Source organism: Cupriavidus pauculus (assembly GCF_002858765.1).
Classification (GTDB): domain Bacteria; phylum Pseudomonadota; class Gammaproteobacteria; order Burkholderiales; family Burkholderiaceae; genus Cupriavidus; species Cupriavidus pauculus_B.
The window spans coordinates 77,386-99,388 of sequence record NZ_PJRP01000002.1; the positions used below are offsets into that span (position 1 = coordinate 77,386).

The following is a 22,003-nucleotide window of genomic DNA, read 5'->3' on the forward strand; positions in this document are numbered from 1 at the left end:
ATGGCACTCGTCAAGACCAAGCCGACTTCCCCGGGTCGTCGCTCGATGGTGAAGGTGGTCAACAAGGACCTTCACAAGGGCGCCCCGCACGCTCCGCTGCTGGAAAAGCAATTCCAGAAGTCGGGTCGTAACAATAACGGTCATATCACCACCCGCCACAAGGGCGGTGGTCATAAGCACCACTACCGCGTGGTCGACTTCAAGCGCAGCGACAAGGACGGCATCGCCGCCAAGGTCGAGCGCCTGGAATACGATCCGAACCGCAGCGCGAACATCGCGCTGGTGCTGTTCGCTGACGGCGAGCGCCGCTACATCATCGCCACCAAGGGCATGGTAGCTGGCCAGGCCCTGATGAACGGCTCGGAAGCGCCGATCAAGGCCGGTAACAACCTGCCGATCCGCAACATCCCGGTTGGTACCACGATCAACAACGTGGAAATCCTGCCTGGCAAGGGCGCGCAAGTTGCGCGTGCTGCCGGTGGTTCCGCCGTGCTGCTGGCCCGTGAAGGCCTGTACGCTCAGGTTCGTCTGCGCTCCGGTGAAGTGCGTCGCGTGCATATCGAATGCCGCGCCACCATCGGTGAAGTGGGCAACGAAGAGCACAGCCTGCGTGTGATCGGCAAGGCCGGTGCCACACGCTGGCGCGGTATTCGCCCGACCGTTCGCGGTGTGGTGATGAACCCGGTGGACCACCCGCATGGTGGTGGTGAAGGCAAGACTGCTGCTGGTCGCGACCCGGTTTCGCCGTGGGGTACCCCGGCTAAGGGTTACCGTACCCGCAGCAACAAGCGCACGGACAGCATGATCGTCCAGCGCCGCCACAAGCGCTAACGGTAGGTAGGAGCTAAAGATATGACTCGTTCCGCAAAAAAGGGTCCGTTCTGCGACGACCACCTGCTGAAGAAGGTGGAAACGGCCGTAGCCGGCAAGGACAAGAAGCCCATCAAGACATGGTCGCGTCGTTCGACGATCATGCCTGATTTCATCGGCCTGACGATCGCCGTGCACAACGGCCGTCAACACGTGCCGGTGTACGTGACGGAAAACATGGTTGGCCACAAGCTCGGCGAATTTGCGATCACTCGCACGTTCAAGGGCCACGCGGCTGACAAGAAAGCGAAGAGGTAAGGTGCCATCATGGAAGTGAAAGCGATTCATCGCGGTGCCCGTATCTCCGCCCAGAAGACGCGTCTGGTCGCCGACCAGATTCGCGGTCTGCCGATCGAGCGCGCGCTCAACATCCTGGCGTTCAGCCCGAAAAAGGCTGCCGGGATCGTGAAGAAGGTGGTCGAATCGGCCATCGCCAACGCCGAGCACAACGAAGGCGCCGACATCGATGAACTGAAGGTCAAATCGATCTTCATCGACAAGGCAACCTCGCTCAAGCGCTTCACCGCACGGGCGAAGGGCCGCGGCAACCGCATCGAGAAACAAACCTGTCACATCACTGTGACGCTCGGCAACTAAGGAGTCACGATGGGACAGAAGATTCATCCGACTGGCTTCCGTCTGGCCGTCAGCCGTAACTGGGCTTCGCGTTGGTACGCCAACAACACGAAGTTCGCCGGCATGCTGAAAGAAGACATCGAAGTTCGCGAGTTCCTGAAGAAGAAGCTCAAGAACGCATCGGTTGGCCGTGTTGTGATCGAGCGTCCGGCCCGTAATGCACGTATCACCATTTACAGCTCGCGCCCGGGCGTGGTGATCGGCAAGAAGGGTGAGGACATCGAACTGCTCAAGGCTGAGCTGCAACGTCGCATGGGTGTGCCCGTGCACGTGAACATCGAGGAAATCCGCAAGCCGGAAACCGATGCGCAGCTGATCGCCGATTCGATCACGCAGCAGCTCGAGCGCCGCATCATGTTCCGTCGTGCCATGAAGCGCGCGATGCAGAACGCAATGCGTCTGGGTGCCCAAGGCATCAAGATCATGAGCTCGGGTCGTCTGAACGGTATTGAAATCGCACGTACCGAGTGGTACCGCGAAGGCCGTGTGCCCCTGCACACCCTGCGTGCCGACATCGACTACGGCTTCTCGGAAGCCGAAACCACCTACGGCATCATCGGTGTCAAGGTGTGGGTCTACAAGGGCGATCACCTGGGCCGCAATGACGCGCCTGTGGTGGAAGAGCCGCAAGAAGACCGTCGTCGTCGTCCGGGTCGCCCGGAAGGCCGCCGCCGTGAAGGCGAAGGCCGTCCGTCGGGCAACCGCCGCGGTGGTGCCGGTGCTGGTCGTCGCGCTGCGCCTGGCGCAGACGCGAAGAGTGGAGAATAAGAATGCTGCAACCTAAGCGTAGGAAGTATCGCAAGGAGCAGAAGGGCCGCAACACGGGTAAGGCTACCCGTGGTAACGCCGTGTCTTTTGGCGAATTCGGCCTGAAGGCAATGGGCCGTGGCCGTCTGACCGCTCGCCAGATCGAGTCGGCACGTCGTGCGATGACCCGTCACATCAAGCGTGGCGGCCGCATCTGGATCCGGATTTTCCCGGACAAGCCGATTTCGAAGAAGCCTGCCGAAGTCCGTATGGGTAACGGTAAGGGCAACCCGGAATACTACGTGGCTGAAATTCAGCCGGGCAAGATGCTGTACGAAATGGATGGCGTGACCGAAGAGCTGGCACGTGAGGCGTTCCGCCTTGCCGCCGCCAAGCTGCCGATCGCCACGAATTTCGTGGTGCGTCAGGTCGGTACGTAAGGAGAGATTGGGATGAAAGCATCCGAACTGCGCGGCAAGGACGCCGCAGGCCTGAACCAGGAGCTCTCCGAGCTGCTGAAGGCCCAATTTAGCCTGCGCATGCAAAAGGCCACCCAACAGCTGCAGAACACCAGCCAGCTGAAGAAGGTGCGCAAGGACATCGCGCGCGTGCAAACTGTGCTGAACGAGAAGGCGAACGCGAAATGACCGAAGCTGCGAAGACTGAAGCAAAGCTTCACCGGACCCTCGTGGGCCGTGTCGTGAGCGACAAGATGGACAAGACCGTCACGGTCTTGATCGAAAACCGCGTCAAGCATCCTCTGTACGGCAAGTACGTGCTGCGTTCCAAGAAGTACCACGCACACGACGAAGCCAACCAGTACAAGGAAGGCGACAAGGTCGAGATCCAGGAAACGCGTCCGCTGTCGCGGACCAAGTCCTGGGTGGTTTCCCGGCTGGTAGAAGCTGCGCGCGTCATCTAAGTACAACAGTACTTTGCTGACTTGCAAGTCCAGGATTGTGTTGCTATAATCCTGGACTTCCGCTTTATTGCGTTCGCCTTAGCTGTACCAACCGGGCGGGCCTGTGAAGCGAGCCAAGGGCTGGCATCCGGTAGTTTTGGGTGCGGGCACTACCGACTTCCAAGTTGATCAACCCAAGCGGTGCTGGCGCAATGCCTTGCTCCGACGGGACCAAGACTGACCGGCGGGCTTCATATCAGAAGACCTGGCGGATTAAGTTGGGAAGATAAGACCATGATTCAGACAGAAAGCCGGCTCGAAGTGGCCGATAACACCGGTGCGCGCGAAGTGCTGTGCATCAAGGTACTGGGTGGGTCCAAGCGCCGCTATGCGAGCGTGGGCGACATCATCAAGGTGACCGTGAAGGACGCAGCGCCGCGCGGTCGCGTGAAGAAGGGCGACATCTATAACGCAGTTGTCGTGCGCACCGCCAAGGGCGTGCGTCGCGCTGACGGTTCGCTCGTCAAGTTCGACGGCAATGCCGCCGTACTGCTGAACAACAAGCTCGAGCCGATCGGCACCCGTATCTTCGGGCCGGTGACTCGTGAACTCCGTACCGAGCGCTTCATGAAGATCGTGTCGCTCGCTCCGGAAGTGCTGTAAGGAGCCGCCATGAACAAGATTCGCAAAGGCGACGAAGTCATCGTGCTGACCGGCAAGGACAAGGGCAAGCGCGGTGCCGTCCAGGCAGTGCAAGGCGACAAGGTCGTGGTTGAAGGCGTGAACGTTGCCAAGAAGCACGCTCGCCCGAACCCGATGCTGGGCACCACCGGTGGCGTGGTCGACAAGCTGATGCCGCTGCATATTTCCAACGTTGCGCTCGTGGATGCCAATGGCAAGCCGTCGCGTGTCGGTATCAAGGTCGAAGACGGCAAGCGCGTGCGCGTGCTGAAGACGACCGGTGCCGTCCTGGCCGCTTGATTCTGGGCACAGATAGGAGTTGAGCATGACAGCACGTCTGCAAGAGTTTTACAAAGAACAAGTTGTGCCGGCGCTGATGAAGCAGTTCGGCTACAAGTCGGTCATGGAAGTGCCGCGCTTCACCAAGATCACCCTGAACATGGGCCTGGGCGAAGCGATCAATGACAAGAAGGTCATTGAGCTGGCAGTTGGTGATCTGACCAAGATCGCCGGTCAGAAGCCCGTTGTGACGAAGGCCAAGAAGGCCATCGCCGGCTTCAAGATCCGTCAGGGCTACCCCATCGGCGCGATGGTGACCCTGCGCGGTGAGCGTATGTTCGAATTCCTGGACCGTTTCGTGACCGTGGCCCTGCCGCGCGTGCGTGACTTCCGTGGTGTGTCGGGCAAATCGTTCGACGGTCGTGGTAACTACAACATCGGTGTGAAAGAGCAGATCATTTTCCCCGAAATCGAGTACGACAAGATCGACGCACTGCGTGGTCTGAACATCAGCATCACGACGACGGCTAAGAACGACGAGGAAGCCAAGGCTCTCCTGAACGCGTTCAAGTTCCCGTTCCGTAATTAAGGGGTAACCGTGGCTAAACTGGCTCTGATTGAACGTGAGAAGAAGCGCGCAAAGCTCGTGGCGAAGTACGCCGACAAGCGCGCAAACCTCAAGGCCATTATTGACGACCAAGAAAAGTCGGAAGAAGAGCGTTATCTGGCGCGCCTCGAGCTGCAGAAGCTCCCGCGCAACGCTAACCCGACTCGCCAGCGTAATCGCTGCGCGATCACCGGTCGTCCCCGCGGTACCTTCCGCAAGTTTGGCCTGGCGCGTAACAAGATCCGCGAAATCGCCTTCAAGGGCGAAATTCCGGGTCTGACGAAAGCCAGCTGGTAATTACGCACAGGCTACAGGAGAAACAGTATGAGCATGAGCGATCCTATCGCCGATATGCTGACGCGCATTCGCAACGCCCAAGGCGTGCAGAAGGCGTCGGTTGTCATGCCCTCGTCCAAACTGAAGGTTGCGATCGCCAAAGTCCTGAAGGACGAAGGCTACGTCGACGACTACTCGGTTCAGGAAGATGGCGGCAAGGCGCAACTGACCATTGGTCTGAAGTATTACGCCGGCCGTCCGGTGATCGAGCGCATCGAGCGCGTTTCGAAGCCCGGTCTGCGCGTGTACAAGGGCCGCAGCGACATCCCCCAAGTGATGAACGGCCTGGGTGTGGCGATCATCTCGACCCCGCAGGGTCTGATGACCGACCGCAAGGCACGTGCCACTGGCGTGGGCGGCGAAGTTCTCTGCTACGTCGCGTAAGGAGCAAACATGTCCCGTGTAGGTAAGGCTCCCATCGCGCTGCCGAAAGGCGCGGAAGTAAATGTGGCGGCTGGCGTGCTCTCCGTTAAGGGCCCGCTCGGTACGCTGACCCAGTCGATTCACAGCCTGGTGAAGGCCAACGTTGCCGATGGCACGCTGACTTTCGAACCGGCTGACGAATCGCGTGAAGCAAACGCCCTGCAAGGCACCATGCGCGCCCTGGCGGCAAACATGGTCAAGGGCGTGACCACTGGTTTCGAGCGCAAGCTGAATCTGGTTGGCGTGGGTTACCGCGCTCAACTGCAAGGTTCCGCGCTGAAGCTCCAGCTTGGTTTCTCGCACGACGTGATCCACGAAATGCCGGAAGGCGTGAAGGCCGAAACGCCGACGCAGACCGAAATCGTGATCAAGGGTGCTGACAAGCAGAAAGTCGGTCAGGTTGCCGCGGAAGTTCGCGCGTACCGTCCGCCTGAGCCCTATAAGGGCAAGGGTGTTCGCTACGCTGACGAGCGCGTCATCCTGAAGGAAACCAAGAAGAAGTAAGGGGTCCAGAGATGAACAAGAAAGACGCTCGTTTGCGCCGTGCACGTCAGACCCGCGCGAAAATCGCGGAATTGAAGATCAATCGTCTGACCGTGTTCCGTACGAATACGCATATTTACGCTCAGGTGTACTCGCCGTGCGGCACGCAAGTGCTGGCTTCGGCTTCGACCGCCGAGGCAGAAGTGCGCAAGGAACTGACTGGCAGCGGTGCTACCGTTGCCGCCGCCACCCTGGTGGGCAAGCGCGTTGCCGAAAAGGCAAAGGCAGCTGGCGTGGAAACCGTCGCGTTCGATCGTGGTGGCTTCCGCTTCCACGGCCGCGTGAAGGCCCTGGCTGACGCCGCGCGTGAAGCCGGCCTCAAGTTCTAAGCGCTCAAAGAGAGATACGTCATGGCAAAGATGCAAGCAAAAGTCCAACAGGACGAACGCGACGACGGCCTCCGCGAGAAGATGATCTCGGTCAACCGTGTCACCAAGGTGGTGAAGGGTGGCCGTATCCTCGGTTTCGCTGCGCTGACCGTGGTTGGTGACGGCGATGGCCGCATCGGCATGGGCAAGGGCAAGGCCAAGGAAGTTCCGGTGGCCGTGCAGAAGGCAATGGACGAAGCCCGTCGCAAGATGGTCAAGGTCTCGCTGAAGAACGGCACGCTGCAACACGAAGTTGTTGGCCGTCACGGTGCCGCCAAGGTACTGATGATGCCCGCCAAGGAAGGTACCGGCGTGATCGCTGGTGGTCCGATGCGCGCGATCTTCGAAGTGATGGGTGTGACGAACGTTGTGACCAAGTCGCACGGTTCGACGAACCCGTACAACATGGTTCGCGCCACCATCGATGGTCTGACCAAGATGAGCACGCCGGGCGAAATCGCCGCCAAGCGTGGCAAGTCGGTCGAAGACATCCTCGGCTAAGGGGAACGAAATGTCGCAGAAAACCGTAAAAGTGCAACTCGTGCGTAGCCTGATCGGTACGCGCGAGGATCATCGCGCCACCGTACGTGGCCTGGGCCTGCGTCGCCTGAACTCCGTTTCGGAGCTGCAGGACACGCCCGCCGTGCGCGGCATGATCAACAAGGTCTCGTACCTGGTCAAGGTTCTGGCCTGATCGGGACTCGGAGAGCAACATGCAACTGAACAACCTGAAACCGGCCGATGGTTCGAAGCACGCCAAGCGTCGCGTCGGCCGCGGTATCGGCTCCGGCCTGGGCAAGACGGCTGGTCGTGGTCACAAGGGTCAGAAGTCGCGTTCGGGCGGCTTCCACAAGGTGGGCTTCGAAGGCGGTCAAATGCCGCTGTATCGTCGTCTGCCGAAGCGTGGTTTTACCTCGCTGACCAAGGCCTTCAACGCTGAAGTGACCCTGCGCGACATCGAACGCCTGGAAGCTGCCGAAGTGGACCTGCTGGTCCTGAAGCAAGCTGGCCTGGTGGGCGAGCTGGTCAAGAGCGCCAAGGTCATCAAGGCTGGCGAACTGTCCCGCAAGGTGACGATCAAGGGTCTGGGTGCCACCGCTGGTGCCAAGGCTGCGATCGAAGCCGCTGGCGGCCAGGTCGAAGCGTAATTACGCAGTAGCATTCGCAGCATAGGCGAAGTCACAGTCGGAGCATCGTTTGGCCACGGCGAAACCCAATGCAAGCGCGCAAGCCAGGAATACGGCGAAGTACGGCGATCTTAAGCGCCGGCTGATGTTCCTGGTGCTGGCCCTGATCGTCTACCGCATCGGCGCACATATTCCGGTGCCGGGAATCGATCCGGACCAGCTTGCGAAGCTTTTCCAGAGTCAGTCGGGTGGCATCCTCGGGATGTTCAACCTGTTTTCGGGCGGTGCGTTGTCGCGCTTTACCGTCTTCGCGCTCGGCATCATGCCGTACATCTCGGCGTCGATCATCATGCAGTTGCTGACGATCGTGCTGCCGCAGCTGGAGTCGTTGAAGAAGGAAGGGCAGGCAGGGCAGCGGAAGATTACGCAGTACACACGCTACGGCACAGTGGTTCTGGCCACGTTCCAGGCGTTGTCGATTGCGGTGGCGCTGGAGTCGCAACCAGGGCTGGTTATCGATCCGGGTCTGATGTTCCGGGCCACGGCGGTAATTACGCTGGTGACCGGTACGATGTTCCTGATGTGGCTGGGTGAGCAGATTACCGAGCGCGGTCTGGGCAACGGTATTTCGATCATCATCTTCGGTGGTATCGCGGCGGGCTTGCCCAATGCGATCGGCGGACTGTTCGAACTGGTCCGTACGGGTTCGATGAGCATCATCGCGGCGATCCTGATCGTGGCGATCGTGGCTGGTGTGACCTACGCCGTGGTGTTTGTCGAACGCGGCCAGCGCAAGATCCTGGTGAACTATGCCAAGCGTCAGGTCGGCAACAAGGTGTATGGCGGTCAGTCGTCGCACCTGCCGCTGAAGCTGAACATGGCAGGGGTGATTCCGCCGATCTTTGCATCGTCGATCATTCTGTTCCCGGCGACGATTGCAGGCTGGTTCACGTCTGACTCGACGGGTGCGGTTGGCCGGTTCATCAAGGACCTGGCTGCCACGCTGTCGCCGGGCCAGCCGGTCTACATCCTGCTGTATGCGACTGCGATTGTATTTTTCTGCTTCTTCTATACGGCTCTGGTCTATAACAGCCGGGAAGTGGCAGATAACCTGAAGAAAAGTGGAGCCTTCATTCCGGGCATCCGTCCGGGCGAGCAAACGACGCGCTATATCGACAAGATCCTGGTGCGCCTGACGCTGGCTGGTGCGATTTACATCACACTGGTGTGCCTGTTGCCGGAATTCCTGGTGCTGCGCTGGAACGTTCCGTTCTATTTCGGCGGAACCTCGCTGCTGATCATCGTGGTTGTCACGATGGACTTCATGGCACAGGTGCAGTCCTATGTCATGTCCCAGCAGTACGAGTCGCTGCTGAAGAAGGCGAATTTCAAGGGTAACCTGACCTTGCGCTAATGAAGCCGGGGTTGGGACGGGCACCAGGTATGGCAAAGGACGACGTCATCCAGATGCAGGGGAGGTCCTGGAAAATCTCCCCAACGCGACGTTCTGCATCAAATCGGAGAACGGCCACGAAGTAACGGGCCACATCTTCGGCGAGATGCGAGTGAACGACATCCGGATTCTTCCGGGTGACAAGGTGACGGTTGAGCTGACTCCATATGATCTGTCTCGCGCACGTATCGTCTTCCGGACGAACTGAAGCGAACTGGAATTGAAGGAAGAGGAAAATCATGAAAGTGCTGGCTTCTGTTAAGCGCATTTGCCGCAACTGCAAAATCATCAAGCGCAACGGTGTCGTGCGCGTGATCTGCTCGTCGGATCCCCGCCACAAGCAACGCCAAGGCTAATCGGAAAGAGGATTGACGAATGGCACGTATCGCAGGGGTTAACATCCCGAACCACAAGCATACCGAAATCGGCCTGACGGCCATTTACGGTGTCGGCCGCTCGCGCGCCCGCAAGATTTGCGAGGCCACCGGTGTACCGTTTGACAAGAAGGTCAAGGATCTGACCGACGCCGACCTGGAAAAGCTTCGTGACGAAGTGGGCAAGGTCACGGTCGAGGGTGACCTGCGGCGTGAAACCACGATGAACATCAAGCGTCTGATGGACCTTGGTTGCTATCGTGGCATGCGTCACCGCAAGGGTCTGCCGCTCCGCGGCCAGCGTACCCGCACCAATGCCCGTACCCGTAAGGGTCCGCGCAAGGCCGGCGTGGCACTGAAGAAGTAAAGCCGAAGGCAGAGGAATAGACGAATGGCAAAAGGTCCGAATAACGCCGCCCAGCGCGCGCGTAAGAAGGTCAAGAAGAACGTTGCCGACGGCATTGCGCACGTCCACGCTTCGTTCAACAACACCATCATCACGATCACCGACCGTCAGGGCAACGCCCTGTCGTGGGCGACCGCTGGTGGCCAGGGCTTCAAGGGTTCGCGTAAGTCGACCCCGTTCGCAGCCCAGGTTGCCGCCGAAAACGCCGGCCGCGTGGCGCAAGACCAGGGTATCAAGAACCTGGAAGTGCGCATCAAGGGCCCGGGCCCGGGTCGCGAATCGGCTGTCCGTGCGCTGAACGCGCTGGGCATCAAGATTTCGGTGATCGAAGATGTGACGCCGGTGCCGCACAACGGCTGCCGTCCGCCGAAGCGCCGCCGTATCTAAGCGCCAGGCGCTCCGGGGGTACGATCAGGGGCTTACCCCGTATCTCCGGAGTGTGGTAGCATCCCACGTTGGCCTGCTGCAATGTTTTGCGGCGGGCTTTCGTTTTGCGTCCGCGCCTAGAGGCTAGTGCTTCGGTGAGGACGATATTGTCATGCTTTTGCGTTGCCTCCGTGTGGCCCTGCCGTCGCGGATGAAGAACCATAAGCCCACCGTCCGTCACAGTAGGTGATGGACTCGCGGCGCGTCCTGATGGCGTCGCGATCGATCAAAGGAAGATAAAGTGGCACGTTATACCGGCCCGAAGGCCAAACTTTCCCGCCGCGAAGGCACCGACCTGTTCCTGAAGAGCGCCCGTCGCTCGCTGGCCGACAAGTGCAAGCTGGACAGCAAGCCGGGCCAGCACGGCCGCACCTCGGGCGCCCGTACGTCCGACTACGGCAACCAGCTGCGCGAAAAGCAGAAGGTCAAGCGCATCTATGGCGTGCTGGAGCGTCAGTTCCGCCGCTACTTCGCTGAAGCCGACCGCCGCAAGGGCAACACCGGCGAAAAGCTGCTGCAACTGCTCGAATCGCGTCTGGACAACGTTGTGTACCGCATGGGCTTCGGCTCGACCCGCGCCGAAGCGCGCCAGCTGGTGTCGCACAAGGCGATCCTGGTGAACGGTCAGCCGCTGAACGTGCCGTCGGCCCAAGTCAAGGCCGGTGACATCGTGTCGATCCGCGAACAGTCGAAGAAGCAGGTTCGTATCGCCGAAGCCCTGTCGCTGGCCGAGCAGTCGGGCTTCCCGACCTGGGTGAACGTAGATTCCAAGAAGTTTGAAGGCACGTTCAAGCAGGCTCCGGATCGCGCCGATATTTCGGGCGACATCAACGAAAGCCTGATCGTCGAACTGTATTCGCGTTAATCGCGGACCGAGATTCGAACGGTTTAGCGCTTGCCTTATTCCAAGGCTTCGCTTTCAGCCCGGCGCGCCACGTGGCGCGCCGGGCTTATTGCCCATCATACGATGGGTTTTCAGGTTCCAAACGTCAGCCTTATCGGTGTAACGAGCCGAGGGTATTGAAAAGGACAACCTAATGCAAACAGCACTCCTCAAGCCAAAAATCATCGCCGTCGAACCGCTGGGCGACCACCACGCCAAAGTCGTGATGGAGCCGTTTGAACGCGGTTATGGGCATACGCTTGGTAACGCGCTGCGTCGCGTCCTGCTGTCGTCGATGGTCGGCTATGCGCCGACCGAGGTCACGATCGCTGGGGTCGTCCACGAGTATTCCACCATCGATGGCGTCCAAGAAGACGTCGTCAACCTGCTCCTCAACCTGAAGGGCGTGGTCTTCAAGCTGCACAACCGTGACGAAGTCACGGTGTCGCTGCGCAAGGATGGCGAAGGCGTGGTCACGGCAGGCGATATCGAGCTGCCGCACGACGTCGAAATCATCAACCCGGGTCACGTCATTGCCCACCTGTCCGCAGGCGGCAAGCTCGACATGCAGATCAAGGTCGAGCAAGGCCGTGGCTACGTACCGGGTAACGTGCGCAAGTTCGGCGACGAGTCGGGCAAGGTGATCGGCCGCATCGTGCTGGACGCCTCGTTCTCGCCGGTGCGCCGCGTTTCGTACGCCGTGGAATCGGCTCGTGTGGAACAGCGTACCGACCTGGACAAGCTGGTGATGAACATCGAAACCGACGGCGTGATCTCGCCGGAGGAAGCGATTCGTCAGTCGGCCCGTATCCTGGTGGACCAGCTGTCGGTGTTTGCCGCGCTGGAAGGCACCGAGTCGGCCGCCGAGGCTGCTTCGAGCCGCGCGCCGCAGATCGATCCGATCCTGCTGCGCCCGGTGGACGACCTCGAACTGACGGTGCGTTCGGCCAACTGCCTGAAGGCCGAAAACATCTACTACATCGGCGACCTGATCCAGCGTACCGAGAACGAACTGCTCAAGACCCCGAACCTGGGTCGCAAGTCGCTCAACGAGATCAAGGAAGTCCTGGCTTCGCGTGGCCTGACGCTCGGCATGAAGCTCGAGAACTGGCCGCCCGCAGGTCTGGAGAAGTAATTGGCGGGTGGAGCCGTCGCGAGGCGGCTCCACCGTCAACGCGCCACAGGCAATTCCGCCTGCGGCACCGTAGCACTACCGGCCCGCGCCCGAGCCCGCTTCCAGCAGGCCAAAGCGATAGAAGAGCTGGTCAAACACTGTAATCGAAAGGAATCATCATGCGTCACCGTCATGGTTTGCGGAAACTGAACCGCACCTCGTCGCACCGTCTCGCGATGCTGCGCAACATGTCCAACTCGCTGTTCCAGCACGAGCTGATCAAGACCACCCTGCCCAAGGCCAAGGAACTGCGCAAGGTTGTCGAGCCGCTCATCACGCTGGCCAAGAAGGACACCGTTGCCAACCGCCGTCTGGCTTTCGCCCGTCTGCGCGACCGCGACATGGTCACCAAGCTGTTCACCGAACTGGGCCCGCGTTACGCCACCCGTCCGGGCGGCTACACCCGTATCCTGAAGTTCGGCTTCCGTCAGGGCGACAACGCGCCGATGGCGCTGGTCGAGCTGGTGGACCGTCCGGAAATCACCGAAGCCCCGGCTGAAGAAGCTGCGGAATAAGTGATGACCGAACCCGTCTTCGCTGACGGGTTATCGGACACGGCACTACAATCGAGCCAGGCTTTTGCCTGGCTCTTTTGTTTTGTGCCCTTATCCACGTATGACACTCTCAGATTCCTCTCATGGCGCGGCGCGCCTCGACCCGGCAGAATCGGTTTGGATGGCGATGACCAACTTGCCTGACGAGGCTTCTGCGACGCGGGTGGCGAGGGCCGTGCTGGAAGCCCGTGTGGCAGCCTGCGTGAACCGGCTGGCACCTTGCCAGTCCGAGTATTGGTGGCAAGGAAAGCTCGAGCAGGCGCAGGAATGGCCGTTGTTGATCAAGACCACGCAGGGCCAGTATGCGACGCTGGAAGCCGTGATCCGCGCCGAGCATCCCTACGACGTGCCAGAGCTGATTGCGTGGCCGCTGGCGGCGGGATTGCCTGCCTATCTGGGCTGGGTGCGCACAGAAGCCACCGGGGCCGCAGGTCAGCCCTGACGCCAGAACAACAAGTATTGGAACAACTCATGGGAATGACGGGGATCAGCGGGAACGACGTGTGGCTGAACGGTGCCACGCCAGCCTTCAGAGCAGGCTCTGATGCGGCGCGGAACGAGCGGCCGTGGGTGCTTCCGGGGTTGCGTCCGAGGTTGCGTCATATCGTCGCAACCTTCCTGCTGTTTCTGGCGTGTCTCGTGGCCTGGGGTAGCGCCCACGCGGCAACGGAAGACGACTTCCTGCCCCCCGACCAGGCGTTCAAGTTCGCCGCCCGGCAGATCGATCCCCAGACCATTGAAGTCCGATTCGATGTGGCGGATGGTTACTACCTGTACCGCGAGCGCTTTGCCTTTGCCGCGCAGCCGGCCGGCGTAAAACTGGGTACGCCAGCGATGCCGCAGGGCAAGGTGCATTTCGACGAAACCTTCGGCAAGGACATGGAGACCTATCGGGGCGCCGTCGTCGTAAAGGTACCCGTCGAGCAGGCGCCGGCCGATGGACGCTGGACGCTGGTGGTGACATCGCAGGGCTGCGCGGACAAGGGCCTGTGCTACCCGCCGATGGAGACCATGTACAAGGTGGGCGGGTCGGCGCTAGGTAATATTTTTGCCGATCGCAGCGCACCTGCCCGATCGACACCTGCCGCGCCCCAGGCGGACCGCCCCGCTAACGAAACACCCCAAGTGCCTGCGGTGCGTGGCTCGCAAATCGACGAAAACGATCGCATCGCGGGTGCGCTGGCCAGCCGCAACCTTCCGCTGATCGGCGCGCTGTTCTTCGGGCTTGGCCTGCTGCTGACGTTCACGCCGTGCGTGCTGCCGATGGTGCCCATCCTGTCGTCGATTGTCGTTGGCGAGCACGTGACGCGGGGGCGAGCCTTTGTCGTATCGCTGGCCTATGTGCTGGGGATGGCGGTGGTCTACACGGCAGTCGGGGTTGCCGCCGGGTTGGCTGGCGAAGGCCTTGCCGCCGCGCTGCAGACGCCGTGGGTGCTCGGGGTGTTCGCGGCGCTGCTGATCGCGCTGTCGCTGTCGATGTTCGGTCTCTATGAGCTGCAGCTGCCGCAGCGTTGGCAGACGCGCCTGACCGCGTCTTCCAACCGCAGGCAAGGCGGCCAGGTAGTTGGTGCCGCGGCGATGGGTGCGATTTCGGCGCTGATTGTCGGCCCCTGTGTGACCGCGCCGCTGGCCGGCGCCTTGGCCTATATTGCGCAGACCGGCGATGCGTTTGTCGGCGGCGCCGCGCTGCTGACCATGGCTTTGGGCATGGGCGTGCCGCTGCTGCTGGTGGGCGTGGGCGCGGGCAATCTGCTGCCGCGCGCAGGCAAATGGATGGAGGCCACCAAGCGTTTCTTCGGCTTCCTGCTGCTTGGCGTGGCGATCTGGATGGTCACGCCGGTGCTGCCGGCGTGGGTGGTGATGCTGGCGTGGGCGGCGTTGCTGATCGTCGCCGCCGTGTACCTGGGTGCCTTCGACTCGCTCGGTCCCGATCCACGTGGGCTGCTGCGCCTGGGCAAGGGTCTGGGGTTGCTGGCGGCACTCGCTGGTGCGATTCAGATTGTAGGGGTGGCCTCCGGCGGCCGTGATCCCCTGCAACCGCTTTCGCACTTGGGTAACCTGGCCGGGTCGCCAAGCCAGCCGGCCGCCAGGGAGGCGGTGCGCTTTGAACGTGTGCGAAGCGTGGCGGAGCTCGATGCCCGCGTGGCGCAGGCCGCTGCGGCAGGACGCCCAGTACTGCTGGATTTCTATGCCGACTGGTGCGTCAGCTGCAAGGAAATGGAAAAGCTGACGTTCCCCGACGCCAAGGTCAAGGCGCGCCTGGCCAACGTTGTACTCCTGCAGGCCGATGTCACGGCCAACAATGCCGACGACAAGGGGCTGTTGAAGCGATTTGGCCTGTTCGGGCCGCCGGGGATCATCCTGTTCGGCCCGGACGGCCGTGAGCGCCCGGTTCGCGTGATCGGCTATCAGTCGGCCAACCGCTTCCTCGACAGCCTGGAGCGTGCGTTCGGCAAGGCGCCGCAGACCTGAAACCGGCACACCAGCCCACTGGCCAATGGACCGGGCTCCCGCTATCGGTCCAGCCAGCGTCCCAGTGCCCAGATGCCAGCGATGGTGGCCACTACGCCGCCCATCAGGCCGATGGACCACCAGAAACCGTCCGGCTCCTGCAGCCACGGCATGCGCGCGAAGTTCATGCCGAACACGCCTGTAATCAAGGTCAGCGGCATGAACAGGGCCGTGATGATCGTCAGCGCCCGCATCGTGCGGTTGGTCCGGTGCGCCACGGCCGAGAAGTGGATCTGCACAGCCGATTCGATCGAATCCTCAAGCCGCCGGGCGTGCGCCAGAACCCGCATGATGTGCTCCATCAGGTCGGTGAGTCGCACGAGCAGCACTTCGTCGCGGCTGGCCGCGCCTGGGTCGCCGTCGCCGGCGCTGTAGCGGTTGTCGAGCAAGCTGTCGCGGAATTCCTGGAGCGCGTCGCGTTGTTCCTCGCTCAGGTTTTCAAGCCGCCGCAGCTGGATACGCGCGTCGAGCAGGCCTTCCCAGCTCGAAAAGCTCTGCCGGGCGCTCAGCAGTGCGCGTTGCCAGCGGTCGAGCTGACGCGTCAGCGGCGTCCGCAGGTCCAGGTAGCGGTCTACCATGGCATTCAGCAGCCGCAGCATCAGGTCTTCCGGCCGCGTGGGCGGGCGAACACCATGCATCAGCGACGCGGCGCCGTTGGCGCGCGCCGGGGTGGATTGCGGCGAGCCGCAGGTGTCCAGCAGCCGTTGCCTGACCTGATCGAGGGTGCGGGACGGCGACGGGCGCACCGTGACCAGCACATTGTCGAAGACAAAGAAGGCCACCGGCTGCGTGTCGATGCGCGCCAGCGCGGGCAGGAACCCCGGCGCGTACTTGCGCGAGGCCTTGCGGGGGGCCGGCATCGCCGTGGTGGCTCCCTGTCCCGGTTGGGGCGACGTAGCGGCTGCCGAGGCGACGGTTGCGGGTGCGGTCGTGGCCGTGCCAACGGTGTCGCCGGCCTGCGCGGCATCCGCCTCGGCAAACTGCCGGCTGGTCTCGAAGGTCAGCTTGCGGAAGATCACCATGTCGTACGCATTGGTCGTGTCGAAGAACGACGGATGCGCAGGGTTGGTGGCGTCGGCCAGATGCAGGTCCAGGATGGGCCCGCCGGTCAGCGCCACCAGGCGGTCGCGCCACGCGGCAGGCTCGGGCGTCACCTCTTCGGTGGCAAAGTCGGCCCAGACAAAGCGCGCGGCGGCGTTGCCGGAGAGAAAGTCCCGCGCGGCGTCCAGCGTCGCGAGCGGGTGCACCTGGCTGGCCGAGAAGCCGAGTAGCTGCATGCGGCTGCGTTGGCCGGTCAGCCCGCGGCCTTCAGCAGGCGCGCGGCATCGCGGGCGAAGTACGTGAGGATGCCGTCGGCGCCGGCGCGGCGGAACGCCAGCAGCGATTCCATCATCACCTTGTCGTGGTCCAGCCAGCCATTCTGGGCGGCGGCCTTCAGCATCGCGTATTCGCCGCTGACCTGGTAGACATAGGTCGGATAGCGGAACTCGTCCTTTACGCGGCGCACGATGTCCAGGTACGGCATGCCCGGCTTCACCATCACCATGTCGGCGCCTTCCATGATGTCCTGGCCGACTTCGCGCAGCGCCTCGTCGGTGTTGGACGGGTCCATCTGGTAGGTCATCTTGTTGCCCTTGCCCAGATTGGCGGCCGAGCCCACTGCATCGCGGAACGGGCCGTAGAAGGCCGACGCGTATTTGGCCGAGTAGGCCATGATGCGCGTGTGGATGTGGTTGGCCTCTTCCAGCGCGGCGCGCACGGCGCCGATGCGGCCGTCCATCATGTCGGACGGCGCGACGATATCTACGCCGGCTTCGGCCTGTACCAGGGCCTGCCTGACCAGGATGTCGACGGTGATGTCGTTGATCACGTAGCCGTTGTCGTCCAGCACGCCGTCCTGGCCGTGGCTCGTGTACGGATCGAGCGCCACGTCGGTCAGCACGCCCAGTTCGGGGAAGCGGTCCTTCAGCGCGCGCACGGCGCGGGGCACCAGGCCTTCGGCGCGCGTGGCCTCGATGCCATCGGGCGTCTTGAGCGACGGATCGATGACCGGAAACAGCGCGATCACGGGGATGCCCAGCTTCACGCAGTCCTCGGCCACCGGCAACAGCAGGTCTACCGACACGCGCTCCACGCCGGGCATCGACGCCACGGACTCGCGCCTGTTCTGGCCGTCCAGGATGAACACCGGATAAATCAGGTTATCGGGCGTCAGGCGGTTCTCGCGCATCATGCGGCGCGAGAAGTCATCGCGACGCATGCGGCGGGGACGGTACTCGGGGAACGTGGACATGGCGGAATCGGGGGAGGAGAAAATCGTCGATGGATGCGTGGCGCACGTCAGCGCAGCCGGCCGCGGGCAATGAAGAAATACGTGCGCTAAAAGAAGAAAGAACTTTTGTGCGTGGCCGCTATCATACTCGCGGACACTCTGTGTTGCTTCGCGCAGCGCGGTGTCCCCCGCTACTCCTCCCTGAGCGGGTACCCGCCCTGAACCGGTGGGAAAGTTTGTCCCCGTTGCTTGCAACGGGGCTTTTTTTTGGCCGGTCCGGATGCGGACGCGTGGAAAGCGGGCGTACCTACGCCTGCGGGGCGCCGGCCGATGCCTCGGGCGGCAGGGATTCCGGCAGCGCCAGCCAGCCCGCCACCACGCGCTGGGCTTCCTCAATGCCGCGTCGCTTCAGGCTCGAGAACAGCTGGGCGGTCATCGCCGGCGGATTTTCCATCTGGGCGGCATAGTCGGCCAGCATCCGCTTCGCTTCGCGCAATGCCGTGGCATTTTCGCTATTCGTCAGCTTGTCGGCCTTGGTCAACAATACGTGGATCGGCTTGCCGGTGGGCAGGAACCACTCGACCATCTGGCAATCGAGGTCCGTAAAGGGGCGGCGCGCGTCCATCATCAGGATCAGACCGGCCAGCTGGGTGCGGCTCTGGACGTAATCGGACAGCAGGCCTTGCCAGTGGTACTTGGCGCTGCCCGACACCTCGGCGTAGCCGTAGCCCGGCAGGTCCACCAGGAACCCGATCGGATCGGGTGCCTTGACCGGGGCCACGGTGAAGAAGTTGATATGCTGCGTGCGGCCCGGCGTGCGGGACGAAAACGCCAGCCGTTTCTGGCTGCACAGCGTGTTGATGGCCGTCGACTTGCCGGCGTTGGAGCGGCCGGCGAACGCCACCTCGGGAACTGCCGTGGCCGGCAGGTCGCGCAGATGGTTGACGGTATTGAAGAAACGGGCCTGCTGTAGAAGGGACATGCGCAATTACGTAGAGCCGGCGGACAGGGCGCTGGCAAGGGGCCAGTGCATACGTCGCCACAGACACTGACCTAAGTCAATCCGGAAAGCGATTTATTGTACAATAACCCGGTTTACGGTCTCCTGAGCGGGTGACGTGTGGCATCCTTGCCGGATGTCATCGGCGAACTCTGAAATTGGATCGGGAACATTGTCCCGGATCAAGAATAAGGCGTCGCGCATACGCGTTACCGGCTTCTGCCCCATGGCGTCTCCTCACCGCCGGGCAGGGGGATAAGGACGACCGGCATGCATTACGGTGTTCATAACAAAATCTGACAAGGTGTACGGATGAACCGCATTGCGAAACTTTTGGGAGTCATGGCACTGGCAGTTCCGCTGGGTGCGATGACAGGGTTGGTATCTGCCGCAGAGCAGGCCCCCGCCAAGGCGGATCCCGCCAAGGGCGAAACGCTTTACACGCAAGGTGTTCCCGATCGCAATGTCCCGGCATGCTTCTCCTGCCACGGCACCGCCGGCAACAGCACGGCCGCCGTCAATCCCAAGTTGGCTGGCCAGCAGGGCGATTACGTTCACAAGCAGCTAGCGGATTTCAAGGCCAAGTCGCGCGACAACGCCATCATGTCGCTGTATGCCCAGGCGCTGAGCGACCAGGACATGAAGGACATCGGCGCCTACCTGGCCAAGCAGCAGCTCAAGCCGGCCACGGCCAAGAACAAGACGACGATCGAGGAAGGCCAGAAGATCTACCGCGGGGGTATCGCCGCCAAGGGCGTGCCGGCCTGTGCAGGCTGCCACGGACCGACCGGCGCCGGCATTCCGGCCCAGTATCCGCGCATTGGAGGCCAGTATTCCGAGTACACCGAAGCGCAACTGGTGGCGTTCCGCCAGGGCACCCGAAAGAACAATTCGGTCATGAGCACGATTACCGCCAGGATGTCGGATGTCGAGATCAAGGCGGTGGCGGATTACGTCGCCGGCGTCCGTTAAGTCGTATCAGGCCAGCATGTCCGGAGATTCCCTTGGGGGATGAACCGGATGCGCGGGCAACAATCGAAGAGGGTGGCCTGCTTGCCAAAGCATGTCCACCCTTTTTCATTTTCAGCGGCACCACATCGCGTCACATCGGCGCGCAACACTGGCGCCAACCATAATTAGCGCCAAACCGGCTTTCAGGCTTTACCGCACATGTCGACCCCATCCACTTCAGGGCTGCACCTGAAGACCCAACACCGCGTGCTGCGGGATGCCGTCGAGTTGATGTCCTCGATGCGCTTTGCCATCACGCTGCTGACGGTGATTGCCATTGCCAGCATCATCGGCACCGTGCTCAAGCAGAACGAACCGTATCCGAACTACGTGAACCAGTTCGGGCCGTTCTGGGCGGATCTGTTCCACACACTGTCGCTGCAGAAGGTGTACAGCTCGTGGTGGTTCCTGCTGATCCTGGCATTCCTGGTGATCTCCACATCGTTGTGTATTGCGCGCAACGCCCCGAAGATGATCGTCGACATGCGCTCGTGGAAAGACCACGTGCGCGAGCGCAGCCTGCGCGCGTTTCATCATCGCGGGGAATACGAGGCGCCGCGCGGCCGCGCCGAAGCTGCGGCGCGCCTGGGTGCGCTGCTGCGCAACCGCGGATTCCGCGTCAAGCCGGTGGAGCATGACGGCGCGACCCTGCTGGCTGCCAAGGCGGGCGCGGCCAACAAGCTTGGCTACATCCTGGCGCACACGGCCATCGTGGTGATCTGCGTGGGCGGCCTGCTGGACGGTGACATGCTGATCCGCGCGCAGATGTGGTTCGGCGGCAAGTCGCCCATCGCCGGCAACGCCATCATCAGCGAGATTCCCGCAAAGCACCGCCTGTCGCCGGCCAACCCGGGATTCCGCGGCAACGCGTTCGTGCCGGAGGGCGCCACCGTCTCCACGGCCATCCTGAACATCGCCGATGGCGCGCTGGTGCAGGACCTGCCGTTCACGATCACGCTCAAGAAGTTCACCGTCGACTACTACTCCACTGGCATGCCAAAGCTGTTCGCGTCGGATGTGGTCGTGACCGACCGCGCCACGGGCAAGCGGACCGAGGCGACGATCAAGGTCAACGAGCCGCTGATTGTCGATGGTGTGGCCATCTACCAGTCCAGCTTCGAGGACGGTGGCTCGAAACTGAAGTTCGTCGGCTACCCGATGTCGGGCAGCACCCACGGTACTTTCCCGATCGCCGGCACGGTGGGCGGCAATGTGGAGCTGACCGGGACGGGCACGGCCGCGGACCAGGACAGCTTGACCGTTGAATTCAGCGATTTCCGACAAATCAACGTCGAGACGGTGACCGACGCTTCGGGCAAGGCCGATGTGCGCGGTGTGGCGCGCAAGTCGTCGCTGGGCGTGCTTGAGCAGCACCTGGGCTCGGCAGCCAGCCTGGACAAGGAAAAGAACCTGCGCAATGTGGGCCCGTCGGTGCAGTACAAGCTGCGCGACCGCACCGGGCAGGCGCGTGAATTCAACAACTACATGCTGCCGGTGCAGCTCGACGGCCAGACCGTGTTCCTGGCCGGCATGCGCGATTCGCCCAGCGAACAGTTCCGTTATCTGCGGATTCCCGCCGACGATCAGCGCAGTGTGGCCGACTGGATGCGCCTGCGCGCCGCGTTGCAGAGCAGCGCCATGCGCGGCGAGGCTGCGCGCCGCTTCGCGGCCGTGTCGATGCCCGGCGATGACAAGGTGACGCTGCGCAAGCAACTGGCGGAAAGCGCCCAGCGGGCCATGGACCTGTTTGCCGGCGCCACGCGTTCGTCGCCCGATGCGCCGCCCGGGGGCTTCACCGCGATCGCTGCCTTCCTCGAAAAATCGGTGCCGCAGGGCGAGCAGCAGAAGGCTGCAGATGTCCTGCTCAAGATTCTCAACGGTTCGATGTGGGAACTCTGGCAACTGGCGCGCGAGCAGGACAAGCAGCCCGTGATCCCCAACGACGCGCAGAGTGGCCAGTTTCTGCAGCAGGCCATCAACGCGCTGTCGGACAGTTTCTTCTACGCGGCGCCCGTATTTTTGCAGCTCGACGACTTCCAGGAGGTCAAGGCCAGCGTGTTCCAGATGACCCGTGCGCCGGGCAAGAACATCGTGTATCTTGGCTGCCTGCTGCTGGTGCTGGGCGTGTTCGCGATGTTCTATATCCGCGAGCGCCGCGTCTGGATCTGGATCAAGGACAAGCAACCTGATGACGCCGGAGACTCCGCTCGCAGTCACGTGCTGATGGCCATGTCGACGCAGCGCCGCACAATGGATTTCGAGAAGGAATTCGTCACATTGCGCGACGACGTCGGCCGTGCCGTTGGTGCGGAAGTGACGCCCGCGCAAGCAGACGGCACCGCGCCGATGACGCACGCGGCACCGCGATCCGACGCATCAGGGCCCGATGATAAACAGGGGCCGTCGCTATAGTAGAAAGAG

The 22,003-nt window shown here is 62.2% G+C and carries 31 protein-coding genes and 1 pseudogene; 29 read left to right on the forward strand and 3 right to left on the reverse strand.

The genetic code is table 11. The features are described 5' to 3' along the window. The 27 genes and pseudogenes from rplB to dsbD all read left to right on the forward strand — a co-directional run bounded on the left by rplB (nt 1) and on the right by dsbD (nt 15,260). Complete coding sequence (gene rplB, locus CYJ10_RS05115; protein WP_092602202.1) at nt 1-831, forward strand: 50S ribosomal protein L2; 831 nt, start codon at nt 1-3, stop codon at nt 829-831. A 21-nt stretch (nt 832-852) separates the two neighbouring features. Continuing rightward, nucleotides 853-1,128, forward strand: coding sequence for a 30S ribosomal protein S19 (gene rpsS, locus CYJ10_RS05120; protein ID WP_092602200.1), 276 nt, complete (start codon nt 853-855; stop codon nt 1,126-1,128). Nucleotides 1,129-1,137: 9 nt separating this feature from the next. Beyond that, nucleotides 1,138-1,467, forward strand: a complete 330-nt coding sequence (gene rplV, locus CYJ10_RS05125; protein ID WP_101680471.1) for a 50S ribosomal protein L22 — start codon at nt 1,138-1,140, stop codon at nt 1,465-1,467. A gap of 9 nt (nt 1,468-1,476) precedes the next feature. Further along, nucleotides 1,477-2,274: a 30S ribosomal protein S3 gene (gene rpsC / locus CYJ10_RS05130; protein ID WP_066731250.1), complete on the forward strand. Its 798-nt coding sequence runs from the start codon at nt 1,477-1,479 to the stop codon at nt 2,272-2,274. 2 nt (nt 2,275-2,276) lie between these two features. Continuing rightward, nucleotides 2,277-2,693 (forward strand): 50S ribosomal protein L16, encoded by a 417-nt coding sequence (gene rplP / locus CYJ10_RS05135; protein ID WP_006160465.1) that lies wholly within the window; start codon nt 2,277-2,279, stop codon nt 2,691-2,693. 12 nt (nt 2,694-2,705) lie between these two features. Then, nucleotides 2,706-2,900, forward strand: a complete 195-nt coding sequence (gene rpmC, locus CYJ10_RS05140; protein ID WP_039007569.1) for a 50S ribosomal protein L29 — start codon at nt 2,706-2,708, stop codon at nt 2,898-2,900. Then, nucleotides 2,897-3,175, forward strand: a complete 279-nt coding sequence (rpsQ, locus tag CYJ10_RS05145; RefSeq protein WP_066731249.1) for a 30S ribosomal protein S17 — start codon at nt 2,897-2,899, stop codon at nt 3,173-3,175. The genes rpmC and rpsQ overlap by 4 nt, the downstream gene beginning before the upstream one ends. Before the next feature lie 273 nt (nt 3,176-3,448). Beyond that, nucleotides 3,449-3,817, forward strand: coding sequence for a 50S ribosomal protein L14 (gene rplN / locus CYJ10_RS05150; RefSeq protein ID WP_006576237.1), 369 nt, complete (start codon nt 3,449-3,451; stop codon nt 3,815-3,817). Between the two features lie 9 nt (nt 3,818-3,826). Further along, the gene (gene rplX / locus CYJ10_RS05155) at nt 3,827-4,135 is read left to right on the forward strand and encodes a 50S ribosomal protein L24 (RefSeq protein ID WP_066731247.1); all 309 of its coding nucleotides are present in this window, start codon (nt 3,827-3,829) and stop codon (nt 4,133-4,135) included. 25 nt (nt 4,136-4,160) lie between these two features. Then, nucleotides 4,161-4,703 (forward strand): 50S ribosomal protein L5, encoded by a 543-nt coding sequence (gene rplE / locus CYJ10_RS05160; protein ID WP_008642941.1) that lies wholly within the window; start codon nt 4,161-4,163, stop codon nt 4,701-4,703. A gap of 9 nt (nt 4,704-4,712) precedes the next feature. Further along, nucleotides 4,713-5,018 carry a 30S ribosomal protein S14 gene (gene rpsN, locus CYJ10_RS05165; protein ID WP_008642942.1) on the forward strand — a complete coding sequence of 102 codons (306 nt, stop codon included), beginning with the start codon at nt 4,713-4,715 and terminating at the stop codon, nt 5,016-5,018. Nucleotides 5,019-5,045: 27 nt separating this feature from the next. Continuing rightward, a complete protein-coding gene (rpsH, locus tag CYJ10_RS05170) occupies nt 5,046-5,441 on the forward strand; it encodes a 30S ribosomal protein S8 (RefSeq protein WP_019451029.1) in 396 nt (131 codons plus the stop codon). A 9-nt stretch (nt 5,442-5,450) separates the two neighbouring features. Beyond that, nucleotides 5,451-5,984 carry a 50S ribosomal protein L6 gene (rplF, locus tag CYJ10_RS05175; RefSeq protein WP_101680472.1) on the forward strand — a complete coding sequence of 178 codons (534 nt, stop codon included), beginning with the start codon at nt 5,451-5,453 and terminating at the stop codon, nt 5,982-5,984. Nucleotides 5,985-5,995: 11 nt separating this feature from the next. After that, complete coding sequence (gene rplR, locus CYJ10_RS05180) at nt 5,996-6,352, forward strand: 50S ribosomal protein L18 (protein WP_066731243.1); 357 nt, start codon at nt 5,996-5,998, stop codon at nt 6,350-6,352. 21 nt (nt 6,353-6,373) lie between these two features. Next, on the forward strand, nt 6,374-6,892 hold the full coding sequence (gene rpsE, locus CYJ10_RS05185; RefSeq protein WP_066731242.1) for a 30S ribosomal protein S5: 519 nt from the start codon (nt 6,374-6,376) through the stop codon (nt 6,890-6,892). A gap of 10 nt (nt 6,893-6,902) precedes the next feature. Next, on the forward strand, nt 6,903-7,085 hold the full coding sequence (gene rpmD, locus CYJ10_RS05190; RefSeq protein ID WP_008642953.1) for a 50S ribosomal protein L30: 183 nt from the start codon (nt 6,903-6,905) through the stop codon (nt 7,083-7,085). 19 nt (nt 7,086-7,104) lie between these two features. Next, nucleotides 7,105-7,539, forward strand: a complete 435-nt coding sequence (rplO, locus tag CYJ10_RS05195; RefSeq protein WP_101680473.1) for a 50S ribosomal protein L15 — start codon at nt 7,105-7,107, stop codon at nt 7,537-7,539. A 49-nt stretch (nt 7,540-7,588) separates the two neighbouring features. Further along, nucleotides 7,589-8,932: a preprotein translocase subunit SecY gene (gene secY / locus CYJ10_RS05200; RefSeq protein ID WP_101680474.1), complete on the forward strand. Its 1,344-nt coding sequence runs from the start codon at nt 7,589-7,591 to the stop codon at nt 8,930-8,932. Nucleotides 8,933-8,961: 29 nt separating this feature from the next. After that, a pseudogene (gene infA / locus CYJ10_RS05205) lies at nt 8,962-9,179 on the forward strand (translation initiation factor IF-1). A 31-nt stretch (nt 9,180-9,210) separates the two neighbouring features. Beyond that, nucleotides 9,211-9,327, forward strand: coding sequence for a 50S ribosomal protein L36 (gene rpmJ / locus CYJ10_RS05210; RefSeq protein ID WP_008642959.1), 117 nt, complete (start codon nt 9,211-9,213; stop codon nt 9,325-9,327). Nucleotides 9,328-9,346: 19 nt separating this feature from the next. Continuing rightward, nucleotides 9,347-9,712, forward strand: a complete 366-nt coding sequence (gene rpsM, locus CYJ10_RS05215) for a 30S ribosomal protein S13 (protein WP_011299299.1) — start codon at nt 9,347-9,349, stop codon at nt 9,710-9,712. 24 nt (nt 9,713-9,736) lie between these two features. Beyond that, a complete protein-coding gene (gene rpsK / locus CYJ10_RS05220) occupies nt 9,737-10,138 on the forward strand; it encodes a 30S ribosomal protein S11 (protein ID WP_066731240.1) in 402 nt (133 codons plus the stop codon). Between the two features lie 280 nt (nt 10,139-10,418). Continuing rightward, on the forward strand, nt 10,419-11,042 hold the full coding sequence (gene rpsD, locus CYJ10_RS05225) for a 30S ribosomal protein S4 (RefSeq protein ID WP_101680476.1): 624 nt from the start codon (nt 10,419-10,421) through the stop codon (nt 11,040-11,042). 172 nt (nt 11,043-11,214) lie between these two features. Beyond that, on the forward strand, nt 11,215-12,195 hold the full coding sequence (locus CYJ10_RS05230; RefSeq protein ID WP_101680477.1) for a DNA-directed RNA polymerase subunit alpha: 981 nt from the start codon (nt 11,215-11,217) through the stop codon (nt 12,193-12,195). Between the two features lie 158 nt (nt 12,196-12,353). Beyond that, nucleotides 12,354-12,749 carry a 50S ribosomal protein L17 gene (gene rplQ, locus CYJ10_RS05235; RefSeq protein WP_008642987.1) on the forward strand — a complete coding sequence of 132 codons (396 nt, stop codon included), beginning with the start codon at nt 12,354-12,356 and terminating at the stop codon, nt 12,747-12,749. A 100-nt stretch (nt 12,750-12,849) separates the two neighbouring features. After that, nucleotides 12,850-13,230 carry a divalent-cation tolerance protein CutA gene (gene cutA, locus CYJ10_RS05240; protein ID WP_101680478.1) on the forward strand — a complete coding sequence of 127 codons (381 nt, stop codon included), beginning with the start codon at nt 12,850-12,852 and terminating at the stop codon, nt 13,228-13,230. A gap of 29 nt (nt 13,231-13,259) precedes the next feature. Beyond that, the gene (gene dsbD, locus CYJ10_RS05245; protein ID WP_374703230.1) at nt 13,260-15,260 is read left to right on the forward strand and encodes a protein-disulfide reductase DsbD; all 2,001 of its coding nucleotides are present in this window, start codon (nt 13,260-13,262) and stop codon (nt 15,258-15,260) included. Between the two features lie 41 nt (nt 15,261-15,301). Here dsbD and CYJ10_RS05250 read toward each other — a convergent pair whose 3' ends face one another. From CYJ10_RS05250 to yihA, 3 genes are all read right to left on the reverse strand, one after another. Further along, nucleotides 15,302-16,576 (reverse strand): magnesium transporter CorA family protein, encoded by a 1,275-nt coding sequence (locus CYJ10_RS05250; RefSeq protein ID WP_101680479.1) that lies wholly within the window; start codon nt 16,574-16,576, stop codon nt 15,302-15,304. Between the two features lie 17 nt (nt 16,577-16,593). Continuing rightward, on the reverse strand, nt 16,594-17,592 hold the full coding sequence (gene hemB / locus CYJ10_RS05255; RefSeq protein ID WP_180862847.1) for a porphobilinogen synthase: 999 nt from the start codon (nt 17,590-17,592) through the stop codon (nt 16,594-16,596). A 286-nt stretch (nt 17,593-17,878) separates the two neighbouring features. Beyond that, a complete protein-coding gene (yihA, locus tag CYJ10_RS05260; protein WP_101680480.1) occupies nt 17,879-18,553 on the reverse strand; it encodes a ribosome biogenesis GTP-binding protein YihA/YsxC in 675 nt (224 codons plus the stop codon). A gap of 330 nt (nt 18,554-18,883) precedes the next feature. Here yihA and CYJ10_RS05265 point away from each other — a divergent pair, with 330 nt between their 5' ends. Together CYJ10_RS05265 and CYJ10_RS05270 are read left to right on the forward strand one after the other, a co-directional pair. Beyond that, the gene (locus tag CYJ10_RS05265; RefSeq protein WP_101680481.1) at nt 18,884-19,543 is read left to right on the forward strand and encodes a c-type cytochrome; all 660 of its coding nucleotides are present in this window, start codon (nt 18,884-18,886) and stop codon (nt 19,541-19,543) included. A 198-nt stretch (nt 19,544-19,741) separates the two neighbouring features. Next, nucleotides 19,742-21,994 carry a cytochrome c biogenesis protein ResB gene (locus CYJ10_RS05270; RefSeq protein WP_101680482.1) on the forward strand — a complete coding sequence of 751 codons (2,253 nt, stop codon included), beginning with the start codon at nt 19,742-19,744 and terminating at the stop codon, nt 21,992-21,994. The last annotated feature ends 9 nt before the right edge of the window (nt 21,995-22,003 follow it).

Coding starts and splice junctions, on each gene's coding strand:
- rplF (WP_101680472.1), top strand. CDS start 5,451: ATGTCCCGTGTAGGTAAGGCTCCCATCGCGCTGCCGAAAGGCGCGGAA.
- rplQ (WP_008642987.1), top strand. CDS start 12,354: ATGCGTCACCGTCATGGTTTGCGGAAACTGAACCGCACCTCGTCGCAC.
- CYJ10_RS05230 (WP_101680477.1), top strand. CDS start 11,215: ATGCAAACAGCACTCCTCAAGCCAAAAATCATCGCCGTCGAACCGCTG.
- rplB (WP_092602202.1), top strand. CDS start 1: ATGGCACTCGTCAAGACCAAGCCGACTTCCCCGGGTCGTCGCTCGATG.
- rpmD (WP_008642953.1), top strand. CDS start 6,903: ATGTCGCAGAAAACCGTAAAAGTGCAACTCGTGCGTAGCCTGATCGGT.
- rpsM (WP_011299299.1), top strand. CDS start 9,347: ATGGCACGTATCGCAGGGGTTAACATCCCGAACCACAAGCATACCGAA.
- rpsQ (WP_066731249.1), top strand. CDS start 2,897: ATGACCGAAGCTGCGAAGACTGAAGCAAAGCTTCACCGGACCCTCGTG.
- CYJ10_RS05250 (WP_101680479.1), bottom strand. CDS start 16,576: ATGCAGCTACTCGGCTTCTCGGCCAGCCAGGTGCACCCGCTCGCGACG.
- rpsH (WP_019451029.1), top strand. CDS start 5,046: ATGAGCATGAGCGATCCTATCGCCGATATGCTGACGCGCATTCGCAAC.
- rpsK (WP_066731240.1), top strand. CDS start 9,737: ATGGCAAAAGGTCCGAATAACGCCGCCCAGCGCGCGCGTAAGAAGGTC.
- CYJ10_RS05270 (WP_101680482.1), top strand. CDS start 19,742: ATGTCGACCCCATCCACTTCAGGGCTGCACCTGAAGACCCAACACCGC.
- rpsC (WP_066731250.1), top strand. CDS start 1,477: ATGGGACAGAAGATTCATCCGACTGGCTTCCGTCTGGCCGTCAGCCGT.
- rplO (WP_101680473.1), top strand. CDS start 7,105: ATGCAACTGAACAACCTGAAACCGGCCGATGGTTCGAAGCACGCCAAG.
- hemB (WP_180862847.1), bottom strand. CDS start 17,592: ATGTCCACGTTCCCCGAGTACCGTCCCCGCCGCATGCGTCGCGATGAC.
- rplE (WP_008642941.1), top strand. CDS start 4,161: ATGACAGCACGTCTGCAAGAGTTTTACAAAGAACAAGTTGTGCCGGCG.
- yihA (WP_101680480.1), bottom strand. CDS start 18,553: ATGTCCCTTCTACAGCAGGCCCGTTTCTTCAATACCGTCAACCATCTG.
- rplV (WP_101680471.1), top strand. CDS start 1,138: ATGGAAGTGAAAGCGATTCATCGCGGTGCCCGTATCTCCGCCCAGAAG.
- CYJ10_RS05265 (WP_101680481.1), top strand. CDS start 18,884: ATGAACCGCATTGCGAAACTTTTGGGAGTCATGGCACTGGCAGTTCCG.
- rpmC (WP_039007569.1), top strand. CDS start 2,706: ATGAAAGCATCCGAACTGCGCGGCAAGGACGCCGCAGGCCTGAACCAG.
- rpsE (WP_066731242.1), top strand. CDS start 6,374: ATGGCAAAGATGCAAGCAAAAGTCCAACAGGACGAACGCGACGACGGC.
- rpsS (WP_092602200.1), top strand. CDS start 853: ATGACTCGTTCCGCAAAAAAGGGTCCGTTCTGCGACGACCACCTGCTG.
- dsbD (WP_374703230.1), top strand. CDS start 13,260: ATGGGAATGACGGGGATCAGCGGGAACGACGTGTGGCTGAACGGTGCC.
- rplX (WP_066731247.1), top strand. CDS start 3,827: ATGAACAAGATTCGCAAAGGCGACGAAGTCATCGTGCTGACCGGCAAG.
- rplR (WP_066731243.1), top strand. CDS start 5,996: ATGAACAAGAAAGACGCTCGTTTGCGCCGTGCACGTCAGACCCGCGCG.
- cutA (WP_101680478.1), top strand. CDS start 12,850: ATGACACTCTCAGATTCCTCTCATGGCGCGGCGCGCCTCGACCCGGCA.
- rplN (WP_006576237.1), top strand. CDS start 3,449: ATGATTCAGACAGAAAGCCGGCTCGAAGTGGCCGATAACACCGGTGCG.
- rpmJ (WP_008642959.1), top strand. CDS start 9,211: ATGAAAGTGCTGGCTTCTGTTAAGCGCATTTGCCGCAACTGCAAAATC.
- rplP (WP_006160465.1), top strand. CDS start 2,277: ATGCTGCAACCTAAGCGTAGGAAGTATCGCAAGGAGCAGAAGGGCCGC.